The following is a 19927-nucleotide window of genomic DNA, read 5'->3' as shown; positions in this document are numbered from 1 at the left end:
CTTCCTATCTGCCGACTCTGAGAATATCCCCCAGGTTATGCAGTTTTAAAAACGTTTCTGATTCAGTGCGGATTTCAGAAGCCAAAGGCAGCCTTGAAATCGTATTGATGTGCTTCTCCAATGATTTAACACTGAGATGCCGGAGAACATACTTTATTCGTGCAACACTTCGCGTGTTCATGCTAAGTTGGCGATACCCCATTCCAACGAGCAGCATTGCTCCCAAAGGATCACCAGCAAGCTCACCACACACACAAACTGGCAATTTATTGCGCTGACAAGTTTGAAGGATATTCTGCAACGCGGCAATAACAGAGGGATGTAAAGAGTCATAAACGTCCGACACACGGACATTATTCCTGTCTACTGCCAGCAAATATTGAGTGAGGTCATTTGTTCCCACTGAAATAAAATCTGCATGTTTAGCCACAGCATCAAGCTGATACAAAATCGACGGTACCTCAACCATCACACCGATATGAGGACGGTTGAGGGTCTTACCCTCTGCCTCAGCCATTTCCATGACTTCTTCGAACGCGCGATCAATAAGGATTTTGGCATCCAGCAACTCATTAAGGCCTGAAACCATAGGAAGCAGAATCGCGAGATTATCCAGGCCAATACTCGCTCTCAACATCGCTCTTATCTGAATAAGAAAGATATCCGGATGATCGAGCGTGAACCTGATACCACGCCAGCCAAGGAAGGGGTTATCCTCTTCAATCGTCAGATATGGCAGCGGCTTGTCACCACCGATATCTAAAGATCGCATAACCACCGGCTGACCCCGATATGCCTCAAGGATAGATTGATACAGTAAGCTTTGGTCATCTTCTGAGGGAAAGCTCGACTGCATAAGGAAAGGGATTTCGGTCCGGTATAGTCCTACACCATCCACACCATGATTGATTGCGATACCTGTATCGGCACTCAAGCCTGCATTGAGGTGTATTTCGACATTGGTGCCATCAGCAAGCTGGGTATTCTCAGTAAACTCGCTATCAAGGAGCAACTCAATTTCAGCCTCTTCCTCAAGCAGCTTTTCGTACTCTTGCAGCACGACTGGCGAAGGCTCAACAAACACCTTACCTTGATAACCATCGAGCACGATTTGTTTTCCATGTACGGAGGCAGGACGAAAGTCGACCCCCATAACAGCAGGAATGCCCATTGCTCTGGCGAGAATCGCTGCGTGAGCGTTAACCGCGCCCTCCTCGGCAACTATCCCAGCAAGCTTGTTTCTTGGGATAGACGCGAGCATACCGGCAGTCAACTCACGTGCGAGTAATATGATTGGCGTATCAAGTTGCCAATCGGGAGAAGCCTGCTGCTGCAAAAAAAGAAGAAGGCGTTGCCCTAGCTCCCGAATATCAGATGCTCGTTGTTTCAAGTAGGGATCTGACATTGCACCAAAGCGCTCAACGAAGCTGTCTACCGCTTGTTTCAGCGCCCATTCAGCCATATCTCCCTGCTTGATGCGCTCAACGATTGCATCTCGCAACATGGGGTCATTCAACAAGTGGGTAAACAGATCGAAGATAGCAATAACATCTGCATTTAAATCAAGGTCAAGACGCTTTCTAAACTTACGAAAATCGGCGCAGGCTGCATTAATGGCATCTTCAAGACGTTCAATGTCTCTCGGTTGATTTAATGTTGACGCCGGCAGCACATCATCAAGTTCAGGTCGGTTTAGATCAAACCATGCCTGCGCTATAGCTATACCTTGCGATGCTGCAGCACCACCCAACACCGTTGCATCATTTTCAGGCCATAGGCCTTGCGCTTTAGCATGTGCAAAAATAACGGCCAGCTGCGCTGCGAGGGTAACTAGAAATGACTCTTCGCTTTCGTCGAAATGACGGGAATCTTTTTGCTGAACAACGAGGATCCCCAGCACTTCACGTCGATAAATGATTGGTGTACCGAGGAAAGAGTGAAAAACATCCTCTCCGGTCTCGGGAAAATGCTTGAACCTAGGGTGCTTTTTCACGTTGGCAACGTTGATGGGCTCTGCACGCTTACCAACGAGGCCAACCAGACCCTCACCAAAGTCGAGAATAACTGAGCCAGACGAAGCCTCAAGCCCCTGGCTGGCCATCAGTTCATAGGTTTGTGTTTGGTGGTCAGCGATATACACAGAGCAACATTCTGTATCCATTGCCAGGCACGTTTCTCTGACCAAAGCTTCGAGTGACTCACTGACACTGCCAGACGACGCTACTTTATGTACAATGTCGCGCAACTTGGTCAGCATCAGTTTCCTCTCTCTACAGCACAGGGTTACTTTTTATTATGTCCTTTACGCGGCTTCTTTCTGGCCTTTCTTTCCCTGAATGGCATAGCGATAGACGCGAACTCTTTCATCGCCCGGCGATATACGTCCCGCTTAAAAGAAACCACTTGCCTCACAGGATACCAATAGCTAACCCATCGCCAGCCATCAAACTCCGGTGAAGCTCCACATTGCATGTTAACTCTCGACTCGTCACACTCAAGTTTGAGCAAAAACCACTTCTGCTTTTGCCCAATACAAACAGGCTTTGAATCCCAGCGAACTAAACGCTTTGGCAACTTATAGCGTAGCCAATGACGACTGGTCGCTAAAACCCTGACATCTTTTTTCGTCAGCCCGACTTCTTCATATAACTCCCTGAACATCGCCTGTTCCGGAGTTTCACCCTCATCAATTCCTCCTTGAGGAAATTGCCATGAATGTTGTCCACATCGACGAGCCCAGAGTACCTGACCGTGGCTGTTACATATTACGATCCCTACATTGGGACGGTAGCCATCGCCATCTATCACTGGACGACCTCAAACATAAATCTCTATTAACAGTAATTTTTTCACAGAATGCCCACAGTGGTAAACAAACAATGTAACTGGATGCGCGTTTTTGGGGATTAACCCCTACATTGAGGATAAATAGGCCAAGCGCAGGAAGTTATAAACAGCGACATGAGACCTAAAGCACATTTATTCACGCTTTCTGTGGATAGATGTGTGAAGAAACGGCTTGGTTCTTATTTCAGTCAGTTAAAAACTGCAAAAAATCAAATATACAAGCAGAGAATAAATTTAATTTATACTTTAAAATCAATTATTTATATTTAAACCTCAAAGTCCACGCGAGAAGATCCGACAAAGAAAAAGATCCAAAACTCAAGTCGGTCAAAGATCGTTCAACTTAGTCACAAATAAACGATGTTGAGTGAAACGCATACATTCATCACGAATATGACCTGAAAACAAAGATTTCAACCACTGATCATGCATACACCAGATCCAGAACAAACCCTTGATCCTCCCAGCCTGTGGATATCTTTCATCTCATCGCCTGTAAATGCAATCTGGCTGGTATTTTTTTACTTGTCCTGCTAGCGTTAGCCCAAACTCGACAAACAAGAAAATTATGACACCTGCCCCCCAATCCGAGTCAGAGCTTCTCCAAAGAGCATTAGACCTCGCGGGCTTTACGCTGGGAGAAATAGCAGCCAAGCTGAGCATAAACTGTCCGCAAGATCTCAAGCGAGAAAAAGGCTGGGTTGGTATGTTACTCGAAGCTTGGTTGGGCGCGACAGCAGGCAGCAAGCCAATGCAAGACTTCGAAAATCTGGGTATTGAGCTTAAAAGCATTCCAATCAGCTACATAGGCAAACCACTTGAAACAACCTTTGTCTGCGTCGCCCCGCTCACAGGTGTTCATGGTCTAAGTTGGGAAAATAGTCATATTCGACAAAAACTGTCCAAAGTGCTCTGGATCCCCGTAGAAGGAGAACGTGATATCCCCGTCCCTGACCGCCAGGTTGGTATGCCGCTACTTTGGCAGCCCAGTGAAGAAGATGAACGTCAGCTGAAAGCCGACTGGGAAGAACTGATGGAGATGATCACGCTTGGCAATGTGTCCAAGATAAACGCCAAGCATGGAGAATATTTGCAGCTAAGGCCAAAAGCAATGAATGGAAAAGTACTGACAGAAGCTTATGGCGCAAACGGGCAACCCATTAAAGCGCAACCAAAAGGGTTTTATCTTCGCAAAGCGTTTACCCAGAGGATCCTAAACAAACATTTTGTTGTGCCGGATTAAATATGCACAACGAAAAACTGCACAGTGTCATGTTTGCGCCATGCAGCATTAGCGTAGAAAATACATGAAGCTAGAGGCGAATTTCCATGTCCTCTTTCGTAGCAGGTGTCGCTGGCCCAAATTCGTCATAAGGGTCCATCAGACGAAGCGTTACCTTCTCAATACCCAATTTTCTGAGACTATCACTCACGCGCTCAATAGTCTCGAAGTGCATCATCTGATCATGGTCATCACGCAGAGGTTCTAGTTGGCCTTTCACCTCGACTTCAACCATGTATTGCACCCCTCCGGCATGGGCAACAATGTAACAATGAGGAATATCTTCAGGGTGTGACTGTATCCAATATTTCAATTGCTTAAGTTTCATCCTTGCACCTCCTTCCTGCGCTATGTTTAAAGACTAGTAAAGAAAGATATTTCCCTACGGTAAATAATGCTCAAATGATAACCACTACACACAATTAACCTTCAAGACTGAAATGCACCAAAAATCAGGTCATAGAGCTTCACAAACTACCAATTTTTTCTTCCGTTAACTCAATCAAGCATGAGCTATTTTCGGTAATACAGGGCTCTGCGCACAATATTCATAGCCAAGGAGAAGGAATGAAATACCACACGCTACCCCACACAGATCTCGAAGTGAGCAAGATTTGCCTCGGTACAATGACCTTTGGTCAGCAAAACTCAGAGTCTGAGGCACACCAGCAACTAAACTTTGCTTTTGAAAAAGGCGTTAACTTTATAGATACCGCTGAAATGTATGCCATTCCACCAACTAAAGAGACACAAGGGCTAACTGAATCTTATATTGGTAGCTGGCTTAAACAATCAGGAAAAAGAGACAAAGTCGTTGTTGCTACAAAGGTTGCAGGCCCACGGGGTGTGCCTTACATACGTCCAGAGATGTCTCTTGATAGGCGAAACATCCGTCAGGCATTGGAAGATAGTCTGAACAGACTTCAGACTGACTATATCGATCTCTATCAGGTTCATTGGCCGCAAAGGCAAGTTAATAGCTTTGGTTCTCTCAACTACCAACACCATGATGAAAACCCAGGCGTCACCTTACTCGATACCCTTGATGCACTATCGGAACTGGTCAAAGAAGGAAAAATTAGACATATCGGCGTGTCTAATGAGACGCCATGGGGCGTCATGTCTTACTTACAGTTGGCGGAGAAGCACAGTCTTTCGCGCATCGTCTCGATACAAAATCCCTACAACCTGTTAAACCGAAGTTTTGAGGTTGGACTATCCGAAATTAGCTTTAGAGAGGGCGTTGAGCTACTTGCATACTCGCCGATGGCATTCGGTAGTCTCTCTGGTAAATATTTGGGCAATACCAAACCAGAGGGCGCGCGATGCACTAAATGGCTGCGCTTCCAACGCTATTTTACGCCGCAAGGATTAAAAGCCACCGAAGCCTATGTTGAACTTGCAAAAGCAAACGATTTGGACCCAGCCCAGATGGCACTGGCGTTTGTAAATAGTCGCTCTTTTTTGGCAAGTAATATTATTGGGGCAACAACGCTTGAGCAACTTGAAAAGAATATCGCCAGTATTGAACTCGAACTTAGCGACGAACTGTTGACTGAAATAGATGCCATCGCGACTCAGTATTCGAACCCATGTCCCTAAGTTAGCCTCTCAAGGCTGAATTTAGGCAATAAAAAAGCGCCTCTCGGCGCTTTTTTATTCTCGTCATTACACAGCATGCCTTAATATTAGTGCTCGCTGAATTTTCGCCTGTTTTCGTTTAGCAACAAAACCGATATTCATCTCTGGTCGATGACAGAAACCATCGTCATCAAAACCAATGTCTCTCATGATATGAGCGGGCAGCGCTCCACCTTGAAAGTGCTGAATTCTTACTGTTTTGTTTGCTTGTTTTTTCTCTAAAATTACATCCAGCATAATCAATAAAGTGGCTAACTGGACTAACAATGAATTTCTCATTAATTTTCGATCTCTCGTCGTCAGGCTCGCGCATCTTTTGTCGCGAAGCCTGGGAATCACGTTACGAGGTTCAACCTAAGCCTTCGTCTAAGGCGCAAAGTTTCACGTCTCGCGGTAAATGTGGTTGAAGCTTGAGTTCTGTATGTGCTGCCATCTTTTTCAAGACCAAGGTCTCGAGCCATATGCTCGGTTAGTCCTTGGATTTGATATCGAACTGGCCTTAAGGCACGGATCTGACGTCTGTTTTCAAGTTCCAAATCCAGACGCACGAGCTGAGAAGCTAAATAAGTTAGTAAGTACATGTTTCTCTCCTGTAAGGGCGTTGTTTTACCGGGAGAGATACTGAGAGGAAGAGGGGTTAGCCAGTGCCGCAGTATATCTCCGCGGCCAATTTAGGACTACGGAATATTTTACTTAGTATCCTGCTTGACAAAGGTGCCAGCAGCGAGGTTTTTCGGTGATTGAGTGTGTTTAAATGTGTTCATCACAAACCTCCTTAAGCAAATGATTCCGTTAGTTAAGTTACGTATATAGTATTCATTTATAAGACATTCTTTTCAACAACTTAATGCCAAACAGGTCAAATTTGGTACAAAAACCTAAACCAAACCGTTATGACTACTAATTATCCGAATTATTATCGTAGTATCATTTTTTAGACAGCTCATATAGCTAATATTTAGTCATGGAAAATAATCAGCTGTATTTTTCTGATATCAAATGCAAAAAAGGCCACCGAAAGGTGACCTTTAAATGATTTATCTCTTAAGCCTATTGATTAGCGGAAGCTTCTCGGTGCCGGTATCAAGCTATGTTTATTCAGCAAGCGATACATGGTTGCACGAGACACACCCAGTTCTTTTGCTGCGGCAGACACTTGACCATTATTGCTCTCGAGTACAGCGAGTAATGCATCACGTTCAGATTCTTCACGAATCTTACGCAGGCTCTGCTTGTAGTCGCCTTGGCGCGGTAGGTCGAGGTGTTCAGCTTCAATCACCAAATTATCGGCCAATAAAACAGCACGTTTAACTTGGTTGATGAGCTCACGCACATTACCCGGCCAACTGTAGTTGGTCAGAATTTTATTCCCTTCTTCTGAGAATGTGCGCGCCTGCGTGTTGTACTGACGTGCAAACTTCAACAAGAAGTGCTCAGCCAACTCGGGAATATCTGAACCACGCTCTTTCAGCGACGGCACAGAGATTCGTAATACATTCAGTCTGAAGAACAAGTCTTCACGGAATTGCCCCTCAGCAACGGCTTTCTCAAGATCCATGTGCGTTGCAGCAATGACGCGAACATCCAGCTCTTTCGAGTACATGTCATCATGCGATTCAACAGTGCCATCTTGCAGCAAATGCAGAAGGTGGGCCTGAAGACTCAAGGGCAAGTCGCCAATTTCATCGAGGAACAAGGTACCCTGATGAGCTTGTGCCACTTTACCTTCAGTATTTTCGTCACCGAAAAGTTCTGCCTGAATTAACTTCTCTGGCAGCGCACTGCATTTAACAGAGACAAAAGGTCCTTTTGCACGGGTAGAAGCATTGTGGATAGCCATACCCACCAGCTCTTTACCTGTGCCACTCTCACCGTTAATGAGAATAGAAACGTCTGTTGGTGCGACACGGCGGACTTGATCACGCAGTTTCTTCATACTGGTTGTTTTACCCAGCAGCCCCATATCACTATGGTCGCCAAGCTGAGGCCAGACATGCCTTTCCAACTTGAGCATTCCCAATTGGTGACCAATGGTGCTCATAAACTGCGTATCAGGAATTGGTGATGTGAAATAATCGATGCAGAAGCTGACAATAAACTGACAGATAGCATCGTTCTTTAGTTGATCTTCTCTGATGAGTGCCAACCAGCGAACCTGCTTATTACGGTTTACCAGAGAGGCAACGCCATTAAGGCTGAAATCGTCGTGACTAATGTCGACGACGCCGATACACGGTCCAATGTCCTGAAGTAAGGACTGTGCAGCACGTAGGTCGTAGCAGCGGTGACAACGCCATCCTGCCTGCTCTAGTGTGGCTAACCAGGGCTCGTAGGTTCCACCTACGACAACCAGTGAACTTGGTACTGATTCCGATCTAAATTGCATACCCATAACAGTCTGACCCTATTTACCTTCTATTATTCCGTTAAATGGCACTGTTTAATTGTTGAGTATCATTATACTTATCAGCGACAACTGTCTCGTCTCATAGTTGAAACAAACCAGTAATCAATCATTATTTTCGCCAGAAAATACAACAATTATTGGTGTTACTCTTCTGCCTTTAACGAATAATATTTTTGGTAAAGTCTATTGTTATTCAGCTATTTATCTCAGGCGTTATTATGTTTCCTGTCAGTTTTTCTAACCATTCAAAAAACAAATTTTAAAAATGAGATAGTGAGTAGCTTTCTAACTTTATTTATTAAATAGTAGACCAGAGTGTATTTATTAACGATTTCATTGCCTTTCATATAAAGCACCTGTCATCAATACAAAACATGTGAATCACTGAAAAGCCTCAGTGTTGAGACAAAGGCTACCTGATGAAAGAACTGAGTATGGTTGCACCTTTTCACTTAAATATTATGGATATTGCACTGAAACCATTGAATTAACATCACTATTAGAATCAAATATCACTGCATTTTTCAAGTGTTACCGTGACTCTCTCAATAAAACCCAATAATTTTAATTGATAATATTATTCATAATATTAATGAGTTAGATAACAATTGGATAAGATTTGTAAACAGATAATAGAAAAAGGAATATTCTATACTTCGAGAATGGTCACACTTAGTACCCATTCACTTCTAAATCTGAGCAGTGAAATTTTTGTATTTATTATGTTTATCTGCATTTAGAGTGAGAAAAGTATATGCGTCTCGATGATACAGGAAGGTTAATTTTTGGCTCGCTAAAAACAAAAAAAGCACTGACAACGCCAGTGCTTTTTTCCTGATTAAATTTAACAATCAGCTATTGTTTTGTGGGCGCATCGCCGGGAACAGAATCACGTCGCGAATCGTCTGAGTGTTAGTGAAAAGCATCACCAGACGGTCAATACCGATTCCCTGACCTGCTGTAGGCGGCAGACCATGCTCAAGAGCACGAATGTAGTCTGCATCGTAGAACATCGCCTCATCGTCACCCGCATCTTTAGCATTCACCTGTGCCTTGAAGCGGTTATCTTGATCTTCAGCATCGTTGAGCTCAGAGAAGCCATTTGCCACTTCACGGCCACCAACGAAGAACTCAAAGCGGTCAGTGATGAACGGGTTGTCATCGCTACGACGCGCCAGCGGTGAGATATCTGCCGGATATTCAGTGATGAAGGTAGGCTGAATAAGCTTTGGCTCCGCCGTTTCACCAAATATCTCTTCCAGAAGCTGGCCACAGTTCCAGAACTTCTCAACGTAGATACCCAAGTCTTCAGCGATACCCGCCATCAGGTCACGATCCTGCACTGAGTCGTATGTCAGCGCCTGTATCTTGTCGTTACCCGAGTTGTACTCTTTTATTGCATCCAGCATGCTCAGACGCGGATATGGGCCACCGAAATCAACCTGCTCTTCACCGTATGGCATCACTGATGCACCCAGTACTTGCTTCGAAACACTGCTCAGCATTTCTTCCGTCAAATCCATCAGGTCACGATAGTCCGCGTACGCCATATAGAATTCCATCATGGTGAATTCAGGGTTATGGCGGGTTGATAGACCTTCGTTACGGAAGTTACGGTTGATCTCAAACACGCGTTCAAAGCCACCGACAACCAGGCGCTTGAGGTATAGCTCTGGCGCGATGCGAAGGTACATATCAATGTCCAGCGCGTTGTGGTGGGTAATGAATGGACGCGCTGAAGCACCACCGGGGATGGTCTGCATCATTGGCGTTTCCACTTCCATAAACCCTTTCTCAGTCATGAAGCTGCGGATAGCCTGAACTACTTTAGAACGCACGATGAACGCGTTGCGTGAGTCGTCGTTTACAATCAGGTCAACATAACGCTGACGATAGCGCTGTTCCTGATCAGCAAGACCATGGAATTTTTCAGGAAGTGGACGCAATGCTTTGGTCAACAGCTGGAACTCATCCATGTCGACGTACAAATCGCCTTTACCCGATTTTTGCAGCGCACCTTTTACTCCGATGATGTCACCGATATCCAGCCCCTGATACTGCTCTTTCAACACTTTCTGCACGTCTTTGGTGGCGTAAGACTGAATCCGGCCCGTCACGTCTTGCAAAGAAAGGAAAGGACCACGCTTGGCCATGATACGACCAGCAACGCTTACCTGGTAGTTAAGCTCTGCCAGCTCTTCTTTGGTTTTCTCACCAAATTCAGCCTGAAGATCTGCCGCTTTGTGCTCGCGACGGAAGTCGTTAGGGTGACCGTTCGCTTTGCAGTGCTGGCGAATATGGTTCAGTTTGGCACGACGCTCCGCAATCAGCTTGTTTTCGTCTTGTAACTGGTCAGTCATAGTGAACCTTAAATAAACATGGGTATTACAAACCAGATTTCAGGCTGGCTTCAATGAATCGGTCGAGGTCGCCGTCCAACACGACCTGCGTGTTACGGTTTTCAACCCCGGTACGTAAATCTTTAATTCTTGAGTCATCAAGAACATAGGAACGGATCTGACTGCCCCAGCCAATGTCTGACTTAGCATCTTCGTTCGCTTGCTTCTCGGCATTTTGCTTTTGAAGCTCAAGCTCGAACAGCTTCGCACGTAGCTGTTTCATCGCCTGATCTTTGTTCTTATGCTGACTTCGATCATTCTGACACTGCACAACGGTATTGGTCGGAACGTGAGTAATACGTACCGCTGATTCCGTGGTGTTAACGTGTTGACCACCCGCACCTGAAGCACGATAGACATCGATGCGAAGATCCGACGGGTTGATATCAATATCGATATTTTCATCTACTTCTGGATAGATGAACGCAGAAGCGAAGGAGGTATGACGACGACCGCCTGAGTCAAACGGTGACTTTCTTACCAGACGGTGAACACCAGTCTCAGTGCGCAGCCAACCATAAGCGTATTCGCCGCTAATGCGAACAGTCGCCGATTTCAGCCCGGCAACATCGCCCTCAGAAACTTCAATCACTTCGCTCTTGAAGCCTTTGGCATCGGCCCAACGCAAGTACATACGAAGCATCATTGATGTCCAGTCTTGCGCTTCCGTACCACCCGAGCCTGCTTGCAGGTCGATGTAGCAGTCAGAGGAATCGTGATCACCAGCAAACATACGACGGAACTCAAGCTTCTCCAGCTTGGTTTCCAGATCAGCCAGTTCAGGCTCAATCTCATCGAACGTGTCCTGATCGCCCTCTTCCACTGCTAATTCCAGCAGTTCAGTCACGTACTCGCCACCCTGATCCAGTTGGTCGATGGTCTCGACCACGGCTTGCAGTGCAGCACGCTCTTTACCTAGCGCCTGTGCACGGTCTGGTTCGTTCCAGACATCAGGTTGCTCAAGTTCTGCGTTTACTTCTTCAAGACGCTCTTTTCTGGCGTCATAGTCAAAGATACCCCCGAAGGACATTAGTGCGCTCAGCAATGTCCGTCAGACGGTTTTTTATCGGATTGATTTCAAACATGGTCACTTTCTAAATCAGAGTGAAAGGAATACCGGAAACGGTACAAACGCTGAATTTTAACGAATTGCGTGGACAATAAACAGAGTGTGATGGCCTTCAAAGGCTGTTTTTTTCACCAGCCACCGGGAAATCGCATTATCCCGGTGGCAATTCGCGTTTCACGCTGAGCACTTTGGCGCGTATAGCCAAAGACTGAGAGGGAGTAGGTTAAACCGCAGAAACGTGTTCGACCATCAGTTGCAATGTTCGATTACCGCGATACTCATTCACATCTAGGCGATAAGCAAGCTCGACAAGCTTGGCTGACGGATCTGGCCAGCGTTTTAAATCGATATTAAACGCAATTGCATCAACCATCTGCCTCCCATCGCGGGCTCAAGCATCAGTTTCAAATGCTTCCCTCCTACCAAGCGCTGATTGAGCACTTTGAATCGGCCATCAAACAGAGGCTCAGAGAAACCTTGCCCCCAGGGACCACCCGCTCTCAGCGTTTCAGCGACATCAAGATTCAGCTCAGTGGGCAGTAATTCACCGTCTGACAGCAATACACCTTTCAGAGCGTCTTCATCAAGCTCACTTCGTACAACCGCGTCAAAGGCATCACAGAAACGTTTAAACTCTTTTTCTTCGATAGTTAGGCCAGCCGCCATCGCATGGCCACCAAACTTCATGATAAGCCCCGGGTTCTGAGTATCAATCAAATCCAGCGCATCACGCATGTGTAAACCAGGGATCGAACGCGCCGACCCTTTTATTGTGCCTTCACCGCCATCAGCAAAAGCAATCACAGGACGGTGGAACTTGTCTTTGATCCGCGATGCAAGGATCCCGATGACGCCCTGATGCCATTCGCGTTGGAACAGCGCGAGCCCGAAAGGTAACGCATTTTTCTCACCAAACTGAAGGCGCTCACAAATGGCAACCGCTTCCTCTTTCATCCCCTGCTCTATCTCTTTGCGGGTCTGGTTGAGTGCATCCAACTCAGTGGCCATCTGACGCGCAGCAGGCAAGTGTTGGCAGAGCAGCAACTCGACACCAAAAGACATATCGTCAAGGCGTCCTGCTGCGTTGATACGGGGACCGAGTGCGAAACCAAAATCACTGGCAACCAGCGTTTGTGCATTGCGGTTCGAGACTTCAATCAGCGCCTGAATACCCGGGCGACATTTTCCTGCCCGAATACGCATTAAACCCTGATGCACCAGAATACGGTTATTACGATCGAGTGACACTACATCCGCTACGGTCCCAAGTGCGACAAGATCAAGCAATTCGGCAAGGTTCGGCTCCGGGATCTGACGTGAAGCAAACCAGTTGGTCTGACGAAGGTGCGCTCTTAGCGCCAGCATCAGATAAAATGCAACGCCGACACCTGCAAGTGACTTTGACGGAAAATCACACTCATTGAGATTGGGGTTTACCATAGCGTCTGCATCCGGCAAGGTCGCACCGGGGAGGTGATGGTCAGTGACTAACACCCGCATTCCTAATGCTTTTGCTGCAGCAACACCTTCAATCGATGAAACACCATTATCAACGGTCATGATCACTTCGGCGCCTTTTGCCGCAGCCTGCTCGACCACTTCTGGGCTCAGTCCATAACCGTCGTCAAAACGGTTTGGCACCAGATAATCAACATTCGAACACCCAAGCATTCTGAGCGCAGAAACAGATAGGGCAGAGCTGGTCGCGCCATCGGCATCAAAGTCCCCGACCACGATGATACGCTCGCCCTTTTCAATCGCATCAGCCAAAAGAACCACGGCTTTTTCCATACCAAATAACTGGTTAAAGTTCAGAAGGCCTTTGGCCCCACGCTCTAAATCATCATCGCTGGTGACACCACGATTGGCGTAGATACGTTGTAAAATAGACGGGATACTTGCTGAGAATGCAGGGTTTTCAGCCGCATGGCGACGCTTTATTTCAATCATGATCTTAGGCAGGGCTCTGTGTCGGTGGCTTTGCTGGCTTCATTCTGCCGCCCCTGTTCGGAAAGCACAATCAAAGGATGCACAATTTGCTGACCGTTTTCTCAGACAGCGTCAAAAATGAAAAAGCCAGCACAAGGCTGGCTTTTAGCTGACTATCTAAAAACGGTATTAGCTATTTTCGTGATTTTGCAGCATCTGCAGCAGTTGCTGTGGAGGTAGGTAACCTGACATCAAGGTGCCATCGTTCAGCAAGAGTGCTGGCGTACCAGTCACGCCCACAGCACCACCCAACACAAGATGACGTTTTACTAGGTCATCGCACTGGTTGCTGGTTTTGTCGAATTGACGACGTTTCGCTTTGTCCATCGCGTCTTTCTTGTCTTTCTCACACCAGATTGCACTCATCTGCGGGAAGTTAGGCGCCTGCGGGCCTGAACGTGGATAGGCAAGGTAACGGATAGTAATGCCGAGGTCGTTATATTCCGCCATTTGGCTGTGCAGTTTTGAGCAATAGCCACAGCTGGTGTCGGTAAAGACGGTAACAACATACTTCTCGTTTTTAGCCGGATAGATGATCATCTCGTCTTGCACGTTCGCTTCATCAAACAACTTCTTGTTGCGTTTAGCTTTAGTGCGCTCAGTCAGGTTGACCGAATCCGTATCTGTCGTGTGTATCAGGCTGCCATAGATAAAGTACGAACCGTCACTGTTGGAATAGACAACCCCATCATTTGTGACAACTTCATAGATACCTTTCAATGGGCTGGATTCAACGCTGTCGACAGACAAACGGTATCTTTCAAGCACTTTTTTAATCGCTTGCTCATTAGGTCCGGTCTCGTCAGCATGCGCGACTGGTGTTAATGCTGCGCCCGCAAGCAACGCCGCGGCAATCAATCGTTTTATCATCATTTTCCTGTAATCCAAGTTAGCGCAGAGCTTTCATCAGCCCGCTACTTTGAAACAAATAACCAGACCTAGCAAATGCATGCCATCTAGTGGCTGGTAAAAACCCATCTATTATGCCCGAGGATGGTGTTCCAGATGCAACTGTTTTAGTCGCTCGGTTGCAACATGGGTATAGATTTGTGTTGTTGATAGATCACTGTGTCCCAACAACATTTGTACCACTCGTAAGTCAGCACCGTGATTAAGGAGGTGCGTCGCAAAGGCGTGGCGCAATACATGTGGAGATAACAGCTCATTATCAATACCTGCCACCGTGGCGTAAAACTTTAGACGATGCCAAAACGTCTGGCGTGTCATCTGCCGCCCACGGCGGCTAGGGAAAAAGACATCGGTCGTCTGTTCCCCAATAAGCACAGACCGACTTTTTTCCAAATAACTTTCCACCCAATCGATAGCAGCTTCTCCCATGGGGACCAAACGCTCTTTGCCACCTTTACCGATCACTCGAACAACGCCCTGTCGCAGACTGACATTTTCTGTAGTCAAACTGACCAGCTCTGTCACACGTAAGCCAGTCGCATAAAGTAGCTCCATCATGGCTTTATCGCGAAGCTCAATAGGATCTTCGACATTCGGCGCACTTAACAGGTCATCCACCTGTTGTTCGGACAAATCTTTTGGCAGGCGTTTAGGGAGCTTGGGGCTGATCAAGACCGCTGTCGGGTCGTCTTCACGAATTTTTTCCCGATACAGATACTGAAAGAGTCGGCGGATAGCAGACAGCATCCTCGCACGACTGGTTTGTTTGTAATCTTGATCAAAAAGCCAGTATTGGTAGCTTTGCAGCGACTCGGTACTGATATCCGTCAATGATAACGAGGAGGTCGACATCCACTGACATAGCTTCTGCAAGTCATTACGGTAAGAGGCCAGCGTGTTTTCTGACAAACCTCTCTCCATCCACATGGCATCCAGAAACCGCTCAACCTGTGCCATATTTTGTTCCATTTTTTACTCACTTAGAGGATATCGATCAATTAAGACACGTTACCCCAGTCAAACGGAAAAGCAAGCATCTAAAGGCTGTTATTACTGGTGGAACCGCGCGCTGAAAGGTAAAATCCGCACACTCAACGTAAATGGAAAGAGAAATGAAGATAGGCCTGTTTTACGGTTCGTCCACCTGTTACACAGAGATGGCAGCCGAAAAAATCCGTGACATTTTGGGTGAGGATCTGGTTGATATTCATAACATCAAGGAATGTCAGGTCACTGATATGGCCAACTATGACCTGCTGCTGCTCGGTATCTCAACGTGGGATTTCGGCGAGCTGCAGGAAGATTGGGAAGCTATCTGGGATCAGTTGAACGGTCTGGAACTGAGCGGGAAAATAGCTGCTCTGTTTGGTCTTGGCGATCAGGAAGGCTATGCAGAATGGTTCCTTGATGCCATGGGTATGTTGCACGACCAATTACTACCGACAGGCCTCAATTTCATTGGCTATTGGCCGAACGAAGGCTATAGCTTCGATGCTTCAAAAGCCCTGACGGATGACAAAAAACACTTTGTAGGGCTAGCGCTTGATGAAGATAGCCAATATGACCTCAGCGATGAACGCATCGCTACTTGGTGCGAGCAGGTGTTACTCGAGTATCAAGCGCTTCTCTGAAACAAAAAACACCTTCGAAGGTGGTTTTTTTATCACTTCATGGTGCGAAAGCTCAAGGCTCAAGAAATCGCAACACTCGCGACAGACGGGCGCTTAAATAGCTTCATTGCCAAGATAGTCACAGCCGTTGGCATCAGCCACGCCATACCATAGTCAAACAAAGGCAAAGCGCTTAACGCTGACATATCCATACCCGCTACTTTTGCGGCGTCAATAAGAGCAAAAACCAGCGAGACTGACAGAACAGTCCTAAATGCTAACTCAGGGTTAGGCATAAAGCGACGAAGGAAAGTCATGGCAATCAAAGCAATGGCTACCGGATACAACGCGAATAGGACAGGAATGGAGAATGCAATTAACTGTGTCAGGCCAACATTTGCTACCACAGCACAGGCAATTGACAGGATCACCACCCACTTCTTGTAGGTCAGTTTTGTCAGCGAGCTGAAGTAATCCGCACACGCTGAAACGATACCAATCACTGTTGTCAGACACGCCAGCACGATAATAACTGACAGGATGATTTGACCTGCAGGACCAAACAGCGACAACACATAGGCCGCCAGAATTTCACCACCGTTCGCTGCACCACCTGCCACGGCACTGGCCGTCGCACCAAGATAGAACAGTGAGATGTAAACAAATGCGAGACCCGCAGCCGCTATTACGCCAGCCGTGATCAGGTATTTGCAGGTTTCGGCCTCTGACTCCACACCCTTCTTGCGGATCACGTCAACAATCAGCATACCGAACATCAGTGCCGCAAAGGTATCCATGGTGTTATAACCTTCGAGGAAACCTGTCGTGAATGCCTGATCAACATAAGCGCCCTGCGCGGAAGCAATATCACCTTGCGGGTTCATTACCACGGCGACGGCAAGCACAGCCAGCGCGGCAAACAGCGCAGGTGTTAAGAATTTACCGATAGTGTCAATGAGTTTGCCTGAGAGAGTGAGAACGCCATAGCAATGGCAAAGAAAACGATAGAAAACAGGGTTAGTTCAAATTGACTTGGCGCAGACAGGAAAGGCTTAAAACCCATCTCATAAGCCACAAGCCCGGCGCGAGGTGCCGCAAAGGCCGGACCAATAACGATGAAGATCAGCACTGCCATTACTGTCGCGACCGACTTGGGTAAATCACGTGTCAGACCGCTCCAACCGCCACCAGCGACGGCAACAGCAATGATACCTATCAGGGGTAAACCGACAGCGGTGAGCAAAAATCCGAACATGGCAGTCAAAGTGTGTTCACCAGCCAGTAATCCGGCTTGTGGAGGAAAAATGATGTTGCCTGCACCGAGGAAGAACGCGAAGGTCATAAAACCTAATGCCAGAACATCGCTGGCTTTAAATGTTTTTTTCAATGGATAACCTACTTATTATGTTGTGTTTGCAATTTTGGCGAGCGGATCCGAAATGTTGGATTATTTAAACTTTGGATCTCAATTTTTATGAATGATGAATAAATTCTGTTTCACTTACAACAGCCATTCAAATTTAAGTTTTAATATCCAATACAAATCATAATTAAAGAATATATAACTGATTTTTTATTTTTAATTGGATTTATTTGTTGCAATTTTGCACAAAACCACAACTAACAATAATTTAATTTTTAAGATAAATGTCACATAAATAATAGGGTGCGTAGAGATAAATGGGTAAACGCTTTCAGTTCAAACAATTTGTAGTCGAAGACTTTGGCTGCGGTATGCCTGTCAGTACCGATGGCATTATGCTCGGTGCTTGGGCGACAGCACAAACTAACAGCCGGATACTTGATATTGGCACCGGAACAGGTCTGCTGTCCTTGATGATGGCGCAGCGTTTTCCCGACACTTCGATAACCGCAGTGGATATCGACGCAACTGCAGTAGACGCTGCACAACAAAACGCAGCGGCAAGCCCTTGGTCTCAGCGCATTCAGATTCAACAGCAGGACATTACTGACTGGCAGACGACTACGCGTTTTGACACCATTGTGTGCAACCCTCCTTACTTTAATAGCGGGGAAGCATCCACCAATTCCCGGCGTGCCACTGCGAGACATACTGTCACGCTTTCACATCAATCCCTGCTTAACGCATTATCGATGCTGATAACACCTCAGGGGCAGGCACATTTAATTTTGCCTGTCTATGAAGCAAAAGCATTGATAGAAGAAGCCAAAGATTCAGGATTACATGTCAGCCGTTTACTTGAAGTTGCCCCTACCGAGGCCAAGCCTATATCCCGTCACCTGTTCACCTTAGTAAAAAACAGACCAGAGAAAATCGATGCTCAGTCACTGGTTATCCGGCAGCAGGGAGCGTACAGTGAAGCTTTTATTGCCCTGACGAGAGATTTTTACCTTAAGATGTGATGATCCTTTACACAGAAATCTCTATAATGCCGCCCCTGACTTTGAGTGGAGAATAAACGCGTGCGAACATTTGCTGAACTGGACCTGGATCCTCAACTGCTACAAGCCATAGATGAAATAGGCTTTGAGCGACCAACCGCAGTCCAAGCTGGCGTGATCCCTCATGGCATGGACGGCCGCGATATCATGGCCTCTGCACCAACAGGGACCGGAAAAACAGCGGCATTTCTTTTGCCAGCCTTACAACATTTGTTGGATTTCCCTCGACAGAAACCCGGCCCTGCACGCGTACTCATTCTGACTCCTACCCGCGAACTTGCGATTCAGGTTGCTGATCAGGCACGTGCCCTAGCCAAGTACACTGAACTGAAGGTTATCACTATCACGGGCGGTATTTCGTATCAGGATCACGCAGAGATCTTGGTAAGACGCAGGATATCGTAGTCGCGACACCGGGTCGTCTGATGGAGTATATCGATGCTGAGCGTTTTGATTGCCGCGCAATTGAAAGCCTGATCCTTGATGAAGCTGACCGTATGCTGGATATGGGCTTTGGCCCTGCGGTAGACAAACTGTCAGACGAATGCCGCTGGCGTAAACAAAGTATGTTGTTTTCAGCGACACTGGAAGGCCGTGGCGTGAAAGGCTTTAAAGCTGATCTGCTGAATGATCCGATTGAATTCAGCGCTGAGCCGCCACGTCGCGAGCGTAAAAAGATCACCCAGTGGTACCACAGATGTGATGATCTAGACCACAAGCATGCACTGCTGACAAACATCCTGAACAAACATGCAGAACGTGCGATTGTGTTCGTTAAAACCCGTGACCGCCTTGCCGACCTGCGCGACGCACTGACCAGCCTCAATGTTAAATGTGCATGGATCCAGGGCGAAATGGCACAGGTCAAACGTAATAACGCCATCAAACGCTTTTCAGACGGTGACGTAAACGTACTACTGGCAACAGACGTGGCTGCTCGCGGTATCGATGTGCCTGATATCAGCCATGTCATCAACTATGACCTGCCCCGTACCGCTGATATCTACTTACACCGTATTGGTCGTACTGCCCGTGCGGGCAAAAAAGGTACCGCCATTTCACTGGTCGAAGCACATGATCAGCCCATGATGGACCGAATCGGTCGCTACATGAAAGAAGAAGTAAAAGAGCGCTATGTCGAAGGCTTGAAGCCACAGCATAAGAAGCCAGAATTCAAAAAGAAAAAGAAGAAAAAGCCAGACAGCAAGAAGACTGCAAAAGGCAAAGCGAAAAAAGCCGTTAAGCGCACAGCCAAAGCGCCAGCTACCAAAGTAGCTTCAGCGAAAGAAGCTAAGTAGCTTTAGTGAAATCGCTCTAGCAGTTAAGTGCTGCAAAACAAAAAAGGTTAGC

Annotated in this window: 13 protein-coding genes and 3 pseudogenes; 5 read left to right on the top strand and 11 right to left on the bottom strand. The window is 46.7% G+C overall.

Translation table 11 applies throughout. The annotated features are described in order from the left end of the window. Nucleotides 1-4 precede the first annotated feature (4 nt). Nucleotides 5-2257 (bottom strand): phosphoenolpyruvate--protein phosphotransferase, encoded by a 2253-nt coding sequence (gene ptsP / locus CS022_RS07170; protein ID WP_129121720.1) that lies wholly within the window; start codon nt 2255-2257, stop codon nt 5-7. A 26-nt stretch (nt 2258-2283) separates the two neighbouring features. After that, entirely contained in the window at nt 2284-2808 is a 525-nt protein-coding gene (gene rppH / locus CS022_RS07165; RefSeq protein WP_129121719.1) for an RNA pyrophosphohydrolase, read from the bottom strand. A gap of 607 nt (nt 2809-3415) precedes the next feature. Here rppH and mutH point away from each other — a divergent pair. Then, complete coding sequence (mutH, locus tag CS022_RS07160; protein ID WP_129121718.1) at nt 3416-4090, top strand: DNA mismatch repair endonuclease MutH; 675 nt, start codon at nt 3416-3418, stop codon at nt 4088-4090. 70 nt (nt 4091-4160) lie between these two features. Here mutH and CS022_RS07155 read toward each other — a convergent pair whose 3' ends face one another. Beyond that, on the bottom strand, nt 4161-4457 hold the full coding sequence (locus tag CS022_RS07155; protein WP_129121717.1) for a DUF6482 family protein: 297 nt from the start codon (nt 4455-4457) through the stop codon (nt 4161-4163). Between the two features lie 239 nt (nt 4458-4696). Between CS022_RS07155 and CS022_RS07150 the strand changes: the two genes are divergently transcribed. Beyond that, nucleotides 4697-5731: an NADP(H)-dependent aldo-keto reductase gene (locus CS022_RS07150; RefSeq protein ID WP_129121716.1), complete on the top strand. Its 1035-nt coding sequence runs from the start codon at nt 4697-4699 to the stop codon at nt 5729-5731. Nucleotides 5732-5797: 66 nt separating this feature from the next. Here CS022_RS07150 and CS022_RS07145 read toward each other — a convergent pair whose 3' ends face one another. The 7 genes and pseudogenes from CS022_RS07145 to xerD all read right to left on the bottom strand — a co-directional run bounded on the left by CS022_RS07145 (nt 5798) and on the right by xerD (nt 15512). Beyond that, nucleotides 5798-6049: a hypothetical protein gene (locus CS022_RS07145; RefSeq protein WP_129121715.1), complete on the bottom strand. Its 252-nt coding sequence runs from the start codon at nt 6047-6049 to the stop codon at nt 5798-5800. A 778-nt stretch (nt 6050-6827) separates the two neighbouring features. After that, complete coding sequence (locus CS022_RS07140; protein WP_129121714.1) at nt 6828-8162, bottom strand: sigma-54-dependent transcriptional regulator; 1335 nt, start codon at nt 8160-8162, stop codon at nt 6828-6830. An 866-nt stretch (nt 8163-9028) separates the two neighbouring features. Beyond that, nucleotides 9029-10537 carry a lysine--tRNA ligase gene (lysS, locus tag CS022_RS07135; RefSeq protein ID WP_129121713.1) on the bottom strand — a complete coding sequence of 503 codons (1509 nt, stop codon included), beginning with the start codon at nt 10535-10537 and terminating at the stop codon, nt 9029-9031. A 25-nt stretch (nt 10538-10562) separates the two neighbouring features. After that, nucleotides 10563-11661, bottom strand: a protein-coding gene (gene prfB / locus CS022_RS07130; protein ID WP_129121712.1) for a peptide chain release factor 2 whose coding sequence is annotated in 2 segments (ribosomal slippage) — nt 10563-11585 and nt 11587-11661 — 1098 coding nt in all. Because the reading frame shifts where the segments join, the coding sequence is not laid out codon by codon here. Between the two features lie 207 nt (nt 11662-11868). Continuing rightward, nucleotides 11869-13595: pseudogene (gene recJ / locus CS022_RS07125) on the bottom strand (single-stranded-DNA-specific exonuclease RecJ). Nucleotides 13596-13763: 168 nt separating this feature from the next. Further along, a complete protein-coding gene (gene dsbC, locus CS022_RS07120; RefSeq protein ID WP_129121711.1) occupies nt 13764-14507 on the bottom strand; it encodes a bifunctional protein-disulfide isomerase/oxidoreductase DsbC in 744 nt (247 codons plus the stop codon). A gap of 108 nt (nt 14508-14615) precedes the next feature. Continuing rightward, nucleotides 14616-15512, bottom strand: coding sequence for a site-specific tyrosine recombinase XerD (gene xerD, locus CS022_RS07115; RefSeq protein ID WP_129121710.1), 897 nt, complete (start codon nt 15510-15512; stop codon nt 14616-14618). Between the two features lie 143 nt (nt 15513-15655). On the opposite strand from xerD, the gene fldB reads away from it, so the two are divergent. Then, entirely contained in the window at nt 15656-16174 is a 519-nt protein-coding gene (gene fldB / locus CS022_RS07110) for a flavodoxin FldB (RefSeq protein WP_129121709.1), read from the top strand. Between the two features lie 59 nt (nt 16175-16233). Here fldB and brnQ read toward each other — a convergent pair. Next, nucleotides 16234-17540, bottom strand: a pseudogene (gene brnQ / locus CS022_RS07105) (branched-chain amino acid transport system II carrier protein). Nucleotides 17541-17833: 293 nt separating this feature from the next. On the opposite strand from brnQ, the gene CS022_RS07100 reads away from it, so the two are divergent. Both CS022_RS07100 and srmB read left to right on the top strand, forming a co-directional pair. After that, complete coding sequence (locus tag CS022_RS07100) at nt 17834-18538, top strand: tRNA1(Val) (adenine(37)-N6)-methyltransferase (protein WP_129121708.1); 705 nt, start codon at nt 17834-17836, stop codon at nt 18536-18538. Nucleotides 18539-18598: 60 nt separating this feature from the next. Further along, nucleotides 18599-19875, top strand: a pseudogene (gene srmB, locus CS022_RS07095) (ATP-dependent RNA helicase SrmB). Nucleotides 19876-19927 lie beyond the last annotated feature (52 nt).

The sequence above is a fragment of the Veronia nyctiphanis genome, from assembly GCF_004116385.1.
GTDB lineage: Bacteria > Pseudomonadota > Gammaproteobacteria > Enterobacterales > Vibrionaceae > Veronia > Veronia nyctiphanis.
This window is presented reverse-complemented; position numbering and strand designations above follow the sequence as displayed.

Coding starts and splice junctions, on each gene's coding strand:
- ptsP (WP_129121720.1), bottom strand. CDS start 2,257: ATGCTGACCAAGTTGCGCGACATTGTACATAAAGTAGCGTCGTCTGGC.
- mutH (WP_129121718.1), top strand. CDS start 3,416: ATGACACCTGCCCCCCAATCCGAGTCAGAGCTTCTCCAAAGAGCATTA.
- CS022_RS07155 (WP_129121717.1), bottom strand. CDS start 4,457: ATGAAACTTAAGCAATTGAAATATTGGATACAGTCACACCCTGAAGAT.
- CS022_RS07150 (WP_129121716.1), top strand. CDS start 4,697: ATGAAATACCACACGCTACCCCACACAGATCTCGAAGTGAGCAAGATT.
- CS022_RS07145 (WP_129121715.1), bottom strand. CDS start 6,049: ATGAGAAATTCATTGTTAGTCCAGTTAGCCACTTTATTGATTATGCTG.
- CS022_RS07140 (WP_129121714.1), bottom strand. CDS start 8,162: ATGGGTATGCAATTTAGATCGGAATCAGTACCAAGTTCACTGGTTGTC.
- lysS (WP_129121713.1), bottom strand. CDS start 10,537: ATGACTGACCAGTTACAAGACGAAAACAAGCTGATTGCGGAGCGTCGT.
- dsbC (WP_129121711.1), bottom strand. CDS start 14,507: ATGATGATAAAACGATTGATTGCCGCGGCGTTGCTTGCGGGCGCAGCA.
- xerD (WP_129121710.1), bottom strand. CDS start 15,512: ATGGAACAAAATATGGCACAGGTTGAGCGGTTTCTGGATGCCATGTGG.
- fldB (WP_129121709.1), top strand. CDS start 15,656: ATGAAGATAGGCCTGTTTTACGGTTCGTCCACCTGTTACACAGAGATG.
- CS022_RS07100 (WP_129121708.1), top strand. CDS start 17,834: ATGGGTAAACGCTTTCAGTTCAAACAATTTGTAGTCGAAGACTTTGGC.